This is a genomic window from Sphingobacteriales bacterium (assembly GCA_016719635.1).
Classification (GTDB): domain Bacteria; phylum Bacteroidota; class Bacteroidia; order Chitinophagales; family JADIYW01; genus JADJSS01.
This window is the reverse complement of the sequence record JADJYT010000009.1, coordinates 110,433-126,996: the sequence shown is the minus strand read 5'-3', so window position 1 is coordinate 126,996 and position 16,564 is coordinate 110,433. Positions and strand designations below refer to the sequence as shown.

At 40.8% G+C, this 16,564-nt stretch carries 14 protein-coding genes; 5 read left to right on the top strand and 9 right to left on the bottom strand.

From position 1 onward, the window contains the following. Positions 1-2: 2 nt before the first annotated feature. The 5 genes from IPM95_13125 to IPM95_13105 form a co-directional block, all read right to left on the bottom strand. Positions 3-1,280: a serine/threonine-protein phosphatase gene (locus tag IPM95_13125; protein ID MBK9330212.1), complete on the bottom strand. Its 1,278-nt coding sequence runs from the start codon at positions 1,278-1,280 to the stop codon at positions 3-5. Positions 1,281-1,353: 73 nt separating this feature from the next. After that, entirely contained in the window at positions 1,354-1,782 is a 429-nt protein-coding gene (gene bcp, locus IPM95_13120; GenBank protein ID MBK9330211.1) for a thioredoxin-dependent thiol peroxidase, read from the bottom strand. A gap of 34 nt (positions 1,783-1,816) precedes the next feature. Next, on the bottom strand, positions 1,817-3,502 hold the full coding sequence (locus IPM95_13115) for a M23 family metallopeptidase (GenBank protein ID MBK9330210.1): 1,686 nt from the start codon (positions 3,500-3,502) through the stop codon (positions 1,817-1,819). A gap of 25 nt (positions 3,503-3,527) precedes the next feature. Further along, the gene (locus tag IPM95_13110) at positions 3,528-4,277 is read right to left on the bottom strand and encodes a TIGR00730 family Rossman fold protein (protein ID MBK9330209.1); all 750 of its coding nucleotides are present in this window, start codon (positions 4,275-4,277) and stop codon (positions 3,528-3,530) included. Positions 4,278-4,347: 70 nt separating this feature from the next. After that, a complete protein-coding gene (locus tag IPM95_13105) occupies positions 4,348-5,826 on the bottom strand; it encodes a sodium:solute symporter (protein ID MBK9330208.1) in 1,479 nt (492 codons plus the stop codon). A gap of 123 nt (positions 5,827-5,949) precedes the next feature. Between IPM95_13105 and recR the strand changes: the two genes are divergently transcribed. Both recR and IPM95_13095 read left to right on the top strand, forming a co-directional pair. After that, positions 5,950-6,570 carry a recombination protein RecR gene (gene recR, locus IPM95_13100; protein MBK9330207.1) on the top strand — a complete coding sequence of 207 codons (621 nt, stop codon included), beginning with the start codon at positions 5,950-5,952 and terminating at the stop codon, positions 6,568-6,570. Positions 6,571-6,644: 74 nt separating this feature from the next. Further along, on the top strand, positions 6,645-8,585 hold the full coding sequence (locus IPM95_13095; GenBank protein ID MBK9330206.1) for a glycosyltransferase: 1,941 nt from the start codon (positions 6,645-6,647) through the stop codon (positions 8,583-8,585). A gap of 8 nt (positions 8,586-8,593) precedes the next feature. Here IPM95_13095 and IPM95_13090 read toward each other — a convergent pair whose 3' ends face one another. Beyond that, positions 8,594-10,951, bottom strand: a complete 2,358-nt coding sequence (locus tag IPM95_13090; protein ID MBK9330205.1) for a WG repeat-containing protein — start codon at positions 10,949-10,951, stop codon at positions 8,594-8,596. 137 nt (positions 10,952-11,088) lie between these two features. On the opposite strand from IPM95_13090, the gene IPM95_13085 reads away from it, so the two are divergent. Together IPM95_13085 and IPM95_13080 are read left to right on the top strand one after the other, a co-directional pair. Next, complete coding sequence (locus IPM95_13085) at positions 11,089-12,612, top strand: glycine--tRNA ligase (GenBank protein ID MBK9330204.1); 1,524 nt, start codon at positions 11,089-11,091, stop codon at positions 12,610-12,612. After that, positions 12,609-13,070 (top strand): hypothetical protein, encoded by a 462-nt coding sequence (locus IPM95_13080; protein ID MBK9330203.1) that lies wholly within the window; start codon positions 12,609-12,611, stop codon positions 13,068-13,070. The genes IPM95_13085 and IPM95_13080 overlap by 4 nt, the downstream gene beginning before the upstream one ends. On the opposite strand, the gene IPM95_13075 is transcribed toward IPM95_13080, so the two are convergent. Continuing rightward, positions 13,071-13,361: a Dabb family protein gene (locus IPM95_13075; protein ID MBK9330202.1), complete on the bottom strand. Its 291-nt coding sequence runs from the start codon at positions 13,359-13,361 to the stop codon at positions 13,071-13,073. Between the two features lie 73 nt (positions 13,362-13,434). Between IPM95_13075 and IPM95_13070 the strand changes: the two genes are divergently transcribed. Beyond that, positions 13,435-14,322: an endonuclease/exonuclease/phosphatase family protein gene (locus tag IPM95_13070; GenBank protein ID MBK9330201.1), complete on the top strand. Its 888-nt coding sequence runs from the start codon at positions 13,435-13,437 to the stop codon at positions 14,320-14,322. 2 nt (positions 14,323-14,324) lie between these two features. Here IPM95_13070 and IPM95_13065 read toward each other — a convergent pair whose 3' ends face one another. Together IPM95_13065 and IPM95_13060 are read right to left on the bottom strand one after the other, a co-directional pair. Then, complete coding sequence (locus IPM95_13065) at positions 14,325-15,068, bottom strand: nucleotidyltransferase family protein (protein ID MBK9330200.1); 744 nt, start codon at positions 15,066-15,068, stop codon at positions 14,325-14,327. 3 nt (positions 15,069-15,071) lie between these two features. Then, positions 15,072-16,499 (bottom strand): phosphotransferase, encoded by a 1,428-nt coding sequence (locus IPM95_13060; GenBank protein ID MBK9330199.1) that lies wholly within the window; start codon positions 16,497-16,499, stop codon positions 15,072-15,074. Positions 16,500-16,564: the final 65 nt, after the last annotated feature.

Sequence of the window (16,564 nt, the reverse complement as noted above, 5' to 3'; positions counted from 1 at the left end):
AATCACATAAATTTTGCCGTCAGCACACTGATATCATCATTAAAAAGTACATTGCCTTTAAACTTACCGATGTAATCATACAGCATCTTATTAAAGATATCCGGGCTCATCCGGTGATTACTTTTTGCAAAAGCCAGCAGTCGGTTGGTTCCAAATTGCTCCTCCTCTTCATTTTCCAGCTCCGTCAATCCATCTGTAAAACAAACAATGGTGGTATTGGGTGGCAGTATCTTTTTCCCGAATTGTATTTTGGGTAATTCTTCAAAGATACCCAACAGCGTACTACCCGTCTCGAGCAGTTCCACTTCATCCCCTGCAATCAGAATGGGAGGTACATGGCCAGCATTAAAATACAACAGTTCGCGTGTAAGGATATTGTATTTTGCCATAAAAAGCGTGATGAAATTCTCCCCGTTGGTAATAGAATAAATTTTCTGGTTCAGGTTCTCTATCAGTTTTTTACCATGCATGCTCAATGTCAGTGTGGCATTCAGATACGCCTGCAGATTCGCCATCACCAAAGCAGCCGCCACGCCTTTGCCGGAAATATCCCCTATGCAAAAAACAAACTCATCTTTATTGATATGAATGACATCGTAATAGTCGCCTCCGATTCCTTTATATGGCAGGTACAAACCGGCAAATTCGTACATGTTGTTTTTGGGCAGTTTCTTTGGAATCAACATACCCTGCACCTTAGAGGCCAAATCAAGCTCCTTATCGAACTGTTTTTTCTCCAGTTCTTTTTTAAACAACCGCTTATTTTCCACCGCGACAGTAATGATATTGGTGAAAATCTGGGCAAATTCCAGCAGTTCATTTTTTTGGTGCGACACATCTTCGTGTATATCTCCCAGCAATGCCAGCGCCAAAGGCTGTGTTTTATGGTAAACCGGAACAATATATTTAAAGCCGCCGAAAATTTTCTGTTCGTCGGCAGTCAGTTCAGTGGCAGTCGTATAATTCTGAAAATGTGCCTGAATCGGGATGAAGAAATCCTGTTCTTCTTTTTCCCATACGGCACGCTTCCAGGCCTGATCAAACATAAACAACCCGATTTCCTTTACCCGTATTTGTTCATTCAGTATAAACTTATAAATCTGGTACAAACCTTCTGCCGATACATTGTCATTGATAGCTTTTGTGGCTTCCAGCAATGCATTCAGCTGGTTGTATTTCACCTGTAGCAGTTCCCTGAGGGCTATGGTATCGATATCTGTTTCCTGTAAATTCACTAAACGAAATATAGGAAATAAAATCCAGATTACTATTTCAGGCACCCGTTATTTTTGTGCAAATAAAAAAAGGAATTATCCCGCAGGATAACTCCTTTCTGTGTCATAAGGGATAAATTTATTTAGATACTGCTTCCAAAAGTTGTTTGGTCGCATTTTTAGTATCTACCTTGTCAATTATCTTTTCAATCATCCCTTTTCCGTTAATCACAAAAGTAGTGCGTAGTATTCCTTCGTATTCCTTACCCATGAATTTCTTCTTCCCCCACACTTCGTATGCCTGAGCAATCGTTTTATCCGTATCCGGAATCAGCTCGAACGGCAGGCTGTATTTCTCCTTAAATTTGTTATGCGATTTTTCATCCTGAGGGCTTACTCCAATGATGGTGAATCCTTTCTTGGTCAGAGACTGGTAGTTGTCTCTGAAATCGCACGCATTGGCAGTACAGCCCGGCGTATCGTCCTTTGGATAGAAATAAAGTACGGTGGTCTTGTCTTTAAAATCGACTCCCTTGATTTTAGGTGCTTTGGTTCCTTCGGTTAACATAGTGGCAGAATTAGTAAGTTTAGAATTAATGAGATTAATAGACAAATTTTTGCTGAACAGTGGTTTTATTTCCGGTTTTATCAGTAACAACTATCTTTAAAAGATGTTCACCTTTGGGACAGTTTCCGTCAATGACATATTCCATCAGGTCATTTTTTGCATCATAATAAAAATTAACCCATTTGCCGTCAATGTATCCATTGTAGGAGTCAATGCCGGATAGGGCATCCCCTATCTTTACCTGAATGACTTTATTTTTTACCCTTTCAGTTTCTGGATACAGGATTTTCACTTCAGGTTTAGTTGTATCATAAGACAAGAAAAACGTACCGAGTTTTCTGGATTCTGTATAAAATCTTGTTTTTGTGCTTTTTGTCGGAAGAGCAGTCACCTGCCCGTCAGCATCTGTTCGAACTATTGTTACTTTATTTCGTTGTTTTTTTATCACAGTACTAAATTCCATTCTGAAGGATTTCTGCAGTGGTATATAACCCCCCGGATGACTGATGGAATATACCGGAGCTAACAAATTATCCGGTTGGTACCATAGATCAGTTTTTAAGGAAACGTCATCATAGAAGCACTTATCCGGAAATGTAATCTTAACCCCATTTAAACGTATACTATCCTTCTTATCTGTTAGTATGGTTCCTGCCATATCTCTGCTATCCGATGGAACTTCAGAGTCATTTCTAATGACTTTCAGCCGAATACTGGTTTTATTTTCATTATAATCGTAACAATGGATCGCTATCTCCGCCGTATCCTTGTTTTTTATCCGAATAAAACCATTACCGTTCTGATAAACCGCCAATGTGTTGTTTTTCAACTGGCAGCAATTATAAAAGTATCCACTGTCATTCATCATTTCATGATAATCAACAAACGCATTACACATCCTCGTTTTGTCAAAATCTATAGTATTCATCGTGTATCCAAACAAAACCGTATCGTTTATAAACATTTGAATTCTATAAATGCCATTCTTATTTTCTGATGTATCCTGCTTGTCAAAACCTTCCAGCGACAGGCAGAAGAAATTATACTTGTCAATAACAATCGGAGCATCTGTCGTCAGGAAATTTTCTGACCGTTTCAATGGCAATACATCCGTTTGTGCTTCATAGTAACGGCTGTTAAACGTATACAACTTTACTTTATTTAGCTGAGGGGGAATTGTATCCGTGTAAAAATTCTTTGGATAAAAATCCAACGGATTGAGGGCATGTTCTGTTTTGGAGTCCCTTATTTCAAAATGCAGATGCGGAGCTGTGCTGCCGCCCGTGTTTCCGGAAAAAGCGATGGTATCATTTTGCTTCACTTTAAACGTTCCTGCATCCGGGTAGAGATCAAATTCGGGTTGTTTTTTTGCATAATGCTGTCCGTGCACAAATTTTTCTATGACATCACTGAATCTGCCAAGATGTGCATACAAACTTGTATAACCGTTCGGATGTGTAATATAAATCGCCTTTCCGTAGCCAACGGATGACACTTTGATTCGGGAAACATATCCGTCGTATATACTGAAAACAGGCTCCCCTTCCACACCATTGGTTTTGATATCTATACCGGAATGAAAATGATCGGGACGCGGCTCACCAAACGAACCCGCAAGGTGGAACGGCAGGCTCATGGGTTTGGAAAAAGCAGATGCCTTGTCCTGTGAAAAAGAAAAGCAGCATACTGTCCATAAGAACAATGTGCTGTAGTATTGCAAACTTTTTATTTGCATGAGATCTTAACTAAGAGAAATTTGGTGCCAAATCATGTTCAGCGTAGAAGTTATTGATATAGGTAATCGCTTCTTCCACATCATCCGTTACTAAAAACAGGTCGAAATCGTTTTCACCAATGTTATGTTGATTATTCAACACTTCCGTTCTCATCCATTCCAGCATTCCCGCCCAGAAAGAAGCACCCATCAGAACAATCGGAACCCGGTCGATTTTTTTCGTTTGAACCAGTGTCATGACTTCAAACAATTCATCGAACGTACCAAAGCCGCCGGGCAGGTACACGAACCCCTGCGCATATTTTACAAACACCACTTTGCGCACAAAAAAGTAATGGTGTGAGATCAACTTATCATGGTCGATATACGGGTTGTGACCCTGCTCAAACGGCAACTCGATATTCAAGCCCACTGATTTCCCATCTTTGTTCTGAGCACCTAAATTTCCGGCTTCCATGATACCAGGACCGCCGCCGGTGATAACACCATACCCTTCTTCTGACAAACGTTCTGCCACCCTTACCGCCAACTGGTAATACGGGTTATCCGGTTTAGTGCGAGCCGAGCCGAAGATGGAAATGCACGGACCAATCTTATCCATCTTATCATACGCATCGACGAATTCACTCATAATGCGAAACATACTCCAGCTGTTGGACGCATTTACCTGTGTCCAGTTTCTTTGTTTAAAAGGCCTCTTTTTCTTAAAATCTTCTAATGACATACTTTCCTCTTTTATTTTAAACACATTTTCAGCCATCTTATTGATTGGTAACAATAAATTGGCAGGGGTACGACTTGTAAAGATACTAACAATTAGTCGTTTTTATTTAGTGCTTTACCGCTTTGCAACCTATTTTAACACCCGGATTACTGCTTATCCATAAGCCTATGAATGTTATTAACCCGTTTATTATCAGCAATTCCTGTCCAATTGCATAGCCATTAAGCCAGGACGCTTTACTTTTGGTGGAAAGATATAAAAAACAGCAAAATCCTGCACTGACAATACTGATTAGCGGAACGAATTTATCATTAGGCTGACGTTTAGTCAAAATACCAAAAGCAAACAAACCCAGCAATGGTCCGTACGTAATTGCTGCAATATCCATAACAGTAAATATCATCGACTGGTCATTCAATAAACTGAATAGCAAAACCACTAAAAATAAGAATACAGCGAAACCGATATGAATCAGAATTCTCAATCGCTTATGGTCATGTGCATCATCCGTTTCTTTCCCAAGGAAGTCGATGTAAAAGGAAGTGGTCAGTGTCGTTAAAACAGAGTCAGCACTGTTAAACGTAGCAGCCGTTAAGCCGATTACAAATACAAGCCCTGCAAATGCTCCCAGGTGGTTGAATGCCAGAAACGGGAATAATTCATCTCCGCGTTCAGGCACGGCAATATTTCTGGTGGAGGCATAGATGTAAAGCAGAGCCCCCAGCGCCAGGAAAAGCATGTTTACAAAAACAACGATGATACTGAATGCATTGATATTCTTCTGTGCCTCCCGGAGTGTTTTGCAACTCAGGTTCTTCTGCATCATGTTCTGGTCAAGGCCTGTCATACAGATAGCTATGAAAGCTCCACCCAAAAATTGTTTCCAGAAATAATTCTTGGCTTTCCAGTCCCAAAAAAACACCTGAGAGTATTCAGAATCTTTTATGCTGTTTATTATTCCGCCAAATGACAGATTCAGTTGCGAGGCAATAAAAAGAATAGATAATATTACCCCGGACAGCAGAAATGTAGACTGCATCATATCTGTCCAAACCAGTGTTTTTATGCCGCCTTTATAGGTATATAAAAGCATTAAGGAAATAATTATCGCAACGGTTACCGGAAATGGCACACCAAAAGCATCAAACACAAACCGTTGCAGCACAATGGATGCCAGGAACAACCTGGCTCCTGCACCAATCACCCTGGACAGAATAAAGAAAAATGCACCCGTTCGCTGAGAGACGGGACCGATCCTGTTTTTTAAATAGGTATAAATGGAAGTCAATTCCATTTTATAGTACAATGGCAATAACACATAAGAAATCGTCCAATAGCCGATAACGTAGCCCAGTACCATCTGGAAGTAATTGAAATTGGCCGCTTTTACAGAACCCGGCACAGAAATGTAGGTGATACCGGAGAGAGAATCGCCAATTAATCCGAATGCCACTACAAACCACAGCGACTGCTTGTTGCCGACAAAATAAGATGCGCTGTTGGCATTTTTTCCAGTAAAGTAAGCAATGAAAATCAGCATCAGAAAATACAAAACAATGCAGGACAGTATTACTAACGAGGACATAAGTTCTGTTTAAGTGGCTGGTAGTTGTTACCAATTTCTAAAAATAAAGAGATTATTCAACATAAAATAAAAAAACTATGGACGATAAACGGCGGACTGTGGACTAATTGCTATTTTTGCACCATGCAATTCCCTTCAAAGCTGATAGAAGATGCCGTTCATGCGTTTGCCACCTTGCCGGGTATCGGCAAAAAGACCGCCCTTCGCCTGGTGATGCATTTATTGCAGCATGATGTGCAGGATACGAAATATCTTACAGAATCCGTTTTAAAGATGAGACAGGATATCAAATTTTGCATAGTCTGTCATAATGTATCGGACGGAGAGATTTGCAGTATCTGCTCAGGAGGCTACCGCGACAAGAGCGTGGTGTGTATCGTGGAGAATTTCCGGGATATCATTGCCATTGAAAACACCCGTCACTATAACGGATTGTATCATGTACTGGAAGGGTTGATTTCCCCGATGGATGGCATTGGTCCAGAACAGCTGAATATCCAGAGTCTGGTAAAACGCCTGGAATCAGGGGAAATCAAGGAAATCATTATGGCGCTCAACCCTACCATTGACGGCGATACTACCATCTTCTACTTATCCAAGTTATTATCCAAGTTTGAAGTTACAATCACGTCCATAGCCAGGGGTATCGCTTTTGGCGGTGAACTGGAGTATGTAGATGAAATTACGCTGGCACGCTCTATTCAGGCACGCCTTCCCTATGAGAACTACATGAAGAACCACTGACAACCCCTTGGTGGTAACAGCCTTTACGGGTTTTTAAGTATATTGTGCAGCAAATTATCCAGTATCCCGCGTCAATGAAATTATCCATTGTCATAGTAAACTATAATGTCCGATACTTTCTGGAACAGGCGATTCAATCCGTTTACAAGTCCAGGGCGAATTTCGATTATGAGATTCTTGTAGCAGACAATCATTCATCGGATGATTCACTGAAGATGCTTTCTGAAAAATTTCCTGCAGTCCACGTCATTACCAATACAAAAAACACAGGATTTTCAAGAGCCAACAATCAGGCTATAAAAATTTCAAGCGGCGAATATATATTACTGCTGAATCCCGATACTATCATACAGGAAGATACGCTGCAGCAATGCGTAGATTTTATGGATACCCATGCCGATGCCGGAGGACTGGGTGTAAAGATGTATGACGGCACCGGTCATTTCCTGCCTGAGTCGAAGAGAGGATTCCCTTCACCTATGGCAGCTTTCGCAAAGATGAGCGGCATGGCGAAGATTTTTCCAAAGTCCAGACTTTTCGGCCAATATCACTTAACCTATCTAGACCACAACCAGACACATGGAGTGGATGTATTGTCAGGTGACTTCCTGTTGTTGCGCAGATGTGTGCTAGAAAAGACGGGGCTTCTGGACGAAGCCTATTTTATGTACGGGGAAGATATAGACTTATCCTACAGAATAAAGAAGGCCGGTTATAAAAACTATTACTTTGCCGATACGTCCATCATTCATTTCAAAGGAGAAAGCACCAAAAAAGGGAGCTTAAATTATGTACGGGTGTTTTACAATGCCATGCTCATCTTCGCCGGGAAGCATGTAAGCGGCACGAATGGAAAACTGCTCACCCTATTGTTACATATCGCCATCTACATCCGAGCCTTTTTTGCCGTTCTGCAGCAACTGCTCGAGAGAATCGGTGCACCGGTTCTGGATATGATTTTAATCACTGCGAATCTGTATGCATTACAGCTTATATGGGAGAATTATATCCGGGTACAGGATCGCGTTACTTTCCCTCTCACATATTTTTATATAAACACTCCGATTTATGTGGCAGCCTGGCTTTTTGCCATGTGGCTGAACGGCGTCTATGACAAGAATGCTAAATGGCTGCGCTTATTAACAGGCCTCAGTCTCGGCACACTGATCATATCCATTTTGTATGCCTTCTTTCCGGAATTTTTACGCACATCCAGAGGCATCATTGTGGTCGGATATATCACCAATTTTTTGCTGCTGTTCCTTATACGGCTGACATACAGAGCTATTAACGGGGATACGTCCGGGTATTTTTCTGATATTAAAAACATGATTGTTGTTGGAACCGGAAAAGACGCTGAGGACGTCTGGAATTTCATTCAACACACCGGACTGGACAGAAAGTATATTGGATTTCTGAGCGGTGCCAGGGAAGACAGCCAATCGGATAAATTCCTGGGCATTCCCGAAACAATGGAAGAAATGGTTTCCATCTTTGACGTGAAGGAAATTATTTTTTGCAGCAATGTTGTAAGTACCCAGACCATCATAGGCGCCATGAGCAGGATGGGTGGCAGGGTGGAATATAAGATTGCCTCCGGGGATTCGATTATCGGAAGCAATTCTAAAGATACTGCCGGGGATTTGTATACGTTTGATATCGGATACAATTTAAACAAACCACTATACCGGCGAATGAAGAGGCTGTTTGATGTTTCTGTTGCAATAACATGCGTACTTTCGTATCCGGTATTGGTTCTTTTCTTAAAAAGGGGAATTTCCTTTCTCAGCAACTGCATAGCTGTTTTAGCAAATAAAAAAACATGGATAGGCTATGACAGAAAAATCAATACGGAACGCAGCCGTCAACTACCTCCCTTACAGAACGCTGTCTTTGTCGTATCAGGCGGAATCCCGTCAGAGAATGAATCCATCAAAGAGAAGCTGCATATCATCTATGCTAAGGAGTATACGCCCTTTAAAGACATTCGGATACTTTTTCGAAACTTGTTCTAAAATGGGTTTTATTTTACAGAATAGGTATTGCTTCCGTTGTTTCTGATAACGACAGCAGCACCCTTATATATTTTTCCAACATTATCATATATTGCAGGAAGCACCATCTTTCCGAATTTATCCACTACGCCGATTTTATTATTCTTGAGAATCTTTGAATACCCGTTTTCAAAATCAGTACAGCCGTCGTATTCAAAAGCCGTTACAGAATTTCCGGAAGCAGTTAACAAGCCCCACTTTTTATCTTTTTTTACCCATACCAGATTTTCAGCCATCGGCCTTACTTCATCATACTTAAAATCTATAATAGTATTCCCCTTATTGTCTATCAATCCCCACTTTGAATCATTCTTAACGGGAAAAGTACCGTTACCTGGGTTGGCAGCTCCGTGATACTTAGCCGTATTCAGGGCTCTTCTCTTTGTATCAATCTGGAAATATTCATTATTCGATTTTACCATCGCCACACCATTAGAGAAATTGCTTACTTCATCATAAATGGCTGCAATAACCACCTTTCCGGATGTATCGATATAACCCACTTTGTTATTATCCTTAAAACCTGCCAATCCTTCGTAAAAATCACCCAGTTCATCATATGTACTTGAGTTAATCGTTTTTCCGCTTTTATCTACAAAATAATATTTATTGGCGGAATTCTTAATTTTTATCCTTCCATTTTTACAAGCCTCCCCTTCATTTGCATACACAGAAAACTGTGTCTTACCCGTTTTATCCAGATAATACACGGTGCCGCCATATTGACTTTTTGACATAGCCAGTCCTTCAGAATACGGACCATAATAGACGGTGGTCAGTTCCGCGATTTTAGTCAGTGTCTTATCCGCTAAATATGGCTTGCTGTAAGCACTTTCCTGCAATCCGCAGATACCTTCAGAAAAATTGACTATATTCTCAAAAGAACGGTCAAACAGCTTTTTGCCTGTATAATCATAAAAACTGTATTTAGAATTCTTGCCTACGAATATGCCCTCTTCATTAAAATCAGACACATCGCTTACGTTTAATTTCCGGGTGGATTTTGTCAATATGTCTGTCAAACTGATTACCTTGAAGTAAGGCACTCTTATGGAATCATCATTGCTGAAGTAAGTGGTTCCGTAGATATCAACATTTTCCTGGGTAATCAATTTTTTAAATTTTCCATTGATATCATACACCTTTACGAAGTCACTAAAGATAAAAGCGATGGATTTCTTATTTACCAGCACTCTCTTAGCCGTATCTGCCGGTATTATAACTTTCATATCTTTATTATACACCGCATACTTTCCATCTTTTTTTGCATAAAAACCTTCACTTGAATACAGAAAAGAGATTTCTTTATAATCAGCAGGCAGCATGAATTTTCCTTTGGTATTTATGACCCCATACATACCCGAAGTCTTCTCGACTTTTGCAATCCCATCATAAAATTCTCCGACATCTTTGTACTCTGCCGGCAAGATCATCTTTCCGGTACTGTCAATCAAGCCTTCTTTCCCTTCTTTACTCACCACAAAGAGCCCTCCTTTCTTCTTTAACGATATTGATTCATAAATAGGGGGAATCACCTCATTCCCTTTGGTGTCAATCAGGCCTATCTTATTAGTATTTACATTCCCTCCTTTCATATTGTAAAACTTCCGTTCGGCATAAACAGTGGCATACCCTTCGTAAAAACCGTCTGCAAAGACATATTTGGGTTCAATCACCATTTTATTGGCCGAGTTTATATACCCGTATTTCCCATATTCAGCTGACTGAACCGGAGCAAGACCATTTGCAAAATTTGATGCATTAACATACACGGCAGGAATGGCTACCTTACCTTGCCTGTCGAGATATCCGTACTTATTGTCTTGTTTGAAATTCAACAGCCCATCCCTGCAGTTCCCTAAAAATGAAAAAGTATCCGGTATTGCCATTTTGCCATTTTTGTCGATGGCTCCGTAATAATAATCATAACTGTAGCCGCTCCCAACCTTCCGCTGAACAATGGAAAGTCCTTCGCTGAAAATATCAAATTTACTGTACGATGGTTCTACCAGGAACTTATTATCCCTGGAAGAAAATAATCCATGTTTTTCCGACGAATCCTGTACGATATACAGTCCTTCCTCGTACGATGAAAAAACAGAAATATATTTCATCGGAAGGATGATTTTTTTGGTCTTTTCCTCCATCAGTCCGTATCTGGAAATGGAAGCAGCCGTACCGTAAATTGATGTCGCCGGAATGCTTTTAGTGTAATAAATAGTTACCAAACCATCTTTATGTTTTGTGCTAGTTTTGTAATCGGTTTGTGCACGGGCGTAGAGCAAGCTTAACAATAACAGGAAAAGAAGCGGAGCTTTTGCATTCATAAAGTCTGTTTTTAATCTCTAATCAAATTAAATGCCAGTTAAATATAATGTAAATACGTGATTTATGGTATTTCTTAACCAACTCTTAGTATTTTTCCGTATTGAGTAATGGGCACATTATCTTATCTTTGCCCATTATGGCTGAAGTTGAAAACCTACAGAAAATCGTCTCGCATTGCAAGGAATACGGATTTATTTTTCCATCGAGTGAGATTTATGACAATTTAGGCGCTGTATACGACTACGGCCCGTTTGGTGCAGAACTCAAAAATCACATCAAAGAATACTGGTGGAAGAGCATGGTACAGATGCACGAAAATATCGTGGGAATCGATGCCGCCATTTTCATGCACCCGACCACCTGGAAAGCCAGTGGCCATGTGGATTCCTTTTCCGATCCTTTAATCGACAATAAGGATTCCAAAAAAAGATATCGCGCTGATGTGTTGCTAGAAGAGAAGATTGAAAAACTGAAGGAAAAAGGTGAAAAGGAACTGGCCAAGAAAAACCTGACCGAGGCAGCCGAAGCAGAGAAAGCAAAGGCCAGCCGTGATTATGCAAAAGGATTGACCTTAGAGACCGAATATGTGAAAGCCGCTGAAGCATCCGACTTCAAACGATACAAAGAACTCATTGAGGAATATGAAATCTCCTGCGAGGTATCCGGCACCAAAAACTGGACGGATGTACGGCAGTTCAACCTGATGTTTGCCACCAGATTAGGCGCGGTGGATGAGGATGCCACCGATTTATACCTGCGCCCGGAAACGGCACAGGGTATTTTTGTCAACTTCCTGAATGTGCAGAAAACTGCCCGTATGAAAATCCCGTTCGGTATCGCACAAATTGGGAAGGCCTTCCGAAATGAAATCGTTGCCCGTCAGTTCATTTTCCGGATGCGGGAATTCGAGCAAATGGAAATGCAGTTCTTTGTTCGTCCCGGCACTCAAAAGGAATGGTTTGAGAAATGGAAAGAAACAAGATTGAAATGGCACTGGGCATTGGGCACTGCGAAAGAAAACCTTCGTTTTCATGTGCATGAGAAATTAGCCCATTACGCAGATGCAGCCGAAGATATTCAGTTTAAATTTCCTATCGGGTTTAAAGAACTCGAAGGCATTCACTCCCGGACAGATTTTGATTTAAGCGAACATCAGCAATATTCCGGCAAGAAATTACAATACTTTGATTCGGAAATCAATGAAAACTACATACCGTATGTGATTGAAACGTCTATCGGGTTAGACAGGATGTTCCTGCGCGTTATCAGCGAATCACTAAAAGAAGAAATACTGGAGAACGGCGAAACGCGCACGGTACTGAACCTTCCGCCGGCACTGGCGCCTATCAAGGTAGCGGTTTTGCCCTTGGTTAAAAAAGACGGATTGCCGGAAAAGGCTCGGGAGATATTAAACAGTATACGTTTTGTCGGACGTGCATTCTATGAAGAAAAAGACAGTATCGGAAAGAGATACCGAAGAATGGATGCTATCGGCACACCTTATTGTATCACCGTTGACCATCAAACGCTGGAAGACAATACCATTACCATCCGAGAAAGAGACACCATGAAGCAAGACCGGATTCACATCAGTGAAGTGGAAAAAATAGTTGGCGGAAAAATTGATATGAATAATCTGCTGCGCAAAGCAATGTCATGATGTGGCTTAAAAAAATACATACCATTCTATTCCTGCTGATTACATACAGTTGCTTTTCAGGCAATCCTGAAATACACGGCAATTGGAAAGGGTTTCTCATATCCAAAAACCCAGACTCAGACAATAAAGACGGACTTCCGGTGACATTATATATCATTGACGATAACGATGAGGGTGATTTAGTGGGAGAAATGACAGTACAATACCGATATCAGACCGATATCTATAAGGCAAAATGGTCTGTTTCCGGAAGCCTGGATTATACCAAATATACCATTTCGATACTACAGGAGAGTTTTGTCTTTTATGACTTGCTTCCAAAAGGGTTGCAGTGGTGCAGCGGGAATGCCAGACTCAACATCTACAGGAGTACCTATAAGAAGAAATTATATATGGACGGCATCATGTACACCAATTGCGGTGAAGAAGAACTGAGATTAGTGCTGGTGAAAGAATAATCAGCATTTATAATCTACACAGACCCTCTGCTCCACTACCGATTTTATGAATGCGCCGGCTTCCTTATGCCTGGGATGTGCCTGATATCTGTTCAAATCTTCAAGGGTATTAAACTCAGCAATCAGAACAACATCCCAGTTGTCCTGTGGCGTATCCTCTGAATTTATACCCACTTCAATCCGTTCAATGAACCCTATATCTTTTAGGTCCTCTAAAAGCTGCTTAACTCTTTGAGCATTTCCGTTCTTTTCGTGTTCTTTTAATTTCCAGCAAACAATATGTTTTATCATCTAATAGTTTTTTGGGGATTACTTTTCTTTACGCATATTATGAAAAATAGGTGAAAGTTAGTATCTTAATGGTATGAAAAATCGCAGATTATCTGCCATCCTGTTGCTACTGTTGAGCATGATTGGCTGTAACAAAACGGAACAAAATTTTCCTACAGAAGGTACCCTTACCGTGTTATCTTACAACGTAGCAGGATTACCTGAACCACTTTCCAGCTCTCATCCCCTGGCTAACACGCCTCAAATCAGTCCTCGACTGAATAACTACGACCTGGTTAATGTTCAGGAAGATTTTTTTTACCACGACTTATTGATTAAAGATAACCATCATCCATACAAAAGCACCTATTTAGCACCTGAAGGAAGCCTGGGAGACGGATTAAACATGTTTTCTAAATTTGTTTTCTTAAATTTTATGCGCACCTCCTGGGCTGATTGCCATGGAACGGACTGCCTTACACCAAAAGGATTCACCTATTGCAGGGTAAAGATTTCGCCGGATGCCTATTTTGACCTATACAACGTACATTGCAATGCCGGTTCTGATTCTTTGGACTTGGTTGCCCGAAGGAAGAATATCCTGCAACTGTGTAAATATATTGACTATCGCTCCAAAGACCATGCCGTCATTATCATGGGAGATATGAACTGCAGATATACCCGAACCGGCGATAATATCCGTGAGATTTTAGACCGAGGATTTACAGATGTATGGGTAGAACTGACCCGCGACGGTGTGCTGCCGAATCAGGATGGAAACTCCTTAATGGATTGCAGCCCGCTGGCAACCAATCCGGACTGTGAAGTAGTAGATAAGATATTTTACAGAAGCAACAGCACCTTGAAATTCACAGCCACTGAGTACGAAATCCAGGGAGATAAATTTTTAGATTCCAACGGAGAATGGTTGTCTGACCACCGTCCCGTATATGCAAAGTTCGGCTATCAGGTTATAAAATAACTTTACCCGAAAATATTGGCAGACCTCATCAGTTCATTTGCGTTCTGTAATTGCTTCTCAGAACCAATATCCACCCAAATGTCCTCATCATGATGATATGCTTTTATAATTTGGGAACCGCAAATGGCAAGGTACCAGTCTATCATCGAAAACTTTCCCGATTTGCTGTTATGTTTAAAAATCTCCGGTGATATGATGTGATAACCGCTAAATGCAAAAGGGTGTAACCTATTTTCTTCATGTGAAGAACTCGGAATCATCTGTTCATTCTTTTGGCTGTTTTTCCATCCGCACAAGACATCCTCATCGTCAAACAGCAAATAACGGGATGATTTCCGATTGCGCACTGCCAATGTGGCTATAGCATTATTTTGCAGATGTGACTGATAAAATTTATCCAGGTGGATATTGGTTAAGACATCCGAATTGCATAAAAGAAAAGGCTTTCCGTCATCAAAAAAACGCCTCGCTTTCCATAGCCCTCCGCCCGTTTCCAGTATTCCATCCGTTTCGTCGGAGACATCTATACGAATACCGAAAGAATGATGTTGTTTCAGGAATTGATGAATGTGTGCTCCCAAATAATGAACATTGATGATTATCTCATCAAAGCCATATCTCTTGAGTTGTTCAATGGCAATCTGCAGCATCGGTTTTCCGCCGACAGGTATCAACGCCTTCGGGCAATTGTCTGTTAAAGGCTTTAGCCGTGTACCCAATCCCGCTGCAAAAACCATCGCCTTCATACCTTAAATAAATTGTCCCTGTAATTCACGTTCAATATGTTTTAACTGCACCTTAATCTTATATCTTTCCTGAATATACCGGGCGGTTTGTTCGGCACAATACACACTTCGATGTTGACCACCAGTACAGCCAAAATTAATCTGCAGATGTTCGAAATCCCTTGCCAGATAATCCTGGATATTGACATCAATCAATTTACTGACGTTCTCCAGAAAATCCTTGACTTTGCTTTTTGATTCCAAAAACTCAATGACAGGTACATCTTTACCGGTCAGCTGTTTGTATGCTTCGTACCTTCCGGGATTGTGCAGCCCCCTGCAGTCAAACACAAAGCCGCCGCCATTACCGGTTGCATCGGCAGGGATACCACGTCTATACGAAAAGCTGTTGATGTTAATCTTTAACTGTTTGGATGAACCGTCAAATTTTTCTTCTTTGAATGCATCAGAAACAATCAGTTGCTGCAACACACTTTTTAATTCCGGAAGTTCAATCTTCAACTGCACATTTTTCAGAAACCATCTCACATTTTCCAGCGCGGGAATGATGCTTTCAATAAAATGGCTTCGTTTTTCAATCAACCCCCTGAATCCGTAAGCACCCAATACCTGAAGCATCCTGATTAAAACAAACCCATAATAACGTTCCTTGAAATCCACTTTGTTTATGTTTATCAGAGCAGCAACATGCTGACAGTAGAACTCCAATAAATCTTCCCGAAGCGGATATGGAATCTTCGCACCTGCCTGCCACAGCAAGGAGGCGGCATCATACTGCAATGCACCTTTTCTCCCACCCTGATAATCGATAAAATAAGGTTTATCCTGATAAATCATTATGTTCCTGGACTGACAATCCCGAAACATAAAAAACGAATGAGGTTCCTGCAACAAATAATCACAAAGAGTATGAAAATCCTTATTCAGTTCTATCTCACTAAACTGCACTCTCGCTATCCGTGCAAAATAATACTTAAACCCGTTCAGATCCCAGAACATAGAACTTTTATTGAACTCCTGAATAGGATAACAGGAGGAAAAATCAAAACCTTCCGCGCCTTTTATCTGAAGATATGTCAGCTGCAGCAAGACTTTTCTCAAATAACCCACTACCACTTCAGTTATTCCTTCTTTTTTAATGACGGTATAGAGTGATGTGTCGCCGAGGTCTTCCTGCAGGTAATATTGTTTATTTTCACTGGCAATAAAAACTTGCGGAACCGCTATCTGTTTTTGGTGAAAATGATGGGTATGGTGGATAAAGGTTTCGTTTTCCTTGGCATCCTTTCCGAATGTACCAATAGCGATATGCGCAGCACCTTTTAAACGAAAATAGATTCTGTCCGATCCCGCCTGAGGTAACTGTAGAATCGAAAAACAATCTTCTTTGAAATATTCGCGAAATAAATGCTTTAGTATTTCTTCGTGCATACTACAAATATAATCTAAAACTTTCCCAAACAAAAGCAAAACAAAAATGCCTCTCCAGTCTGGAG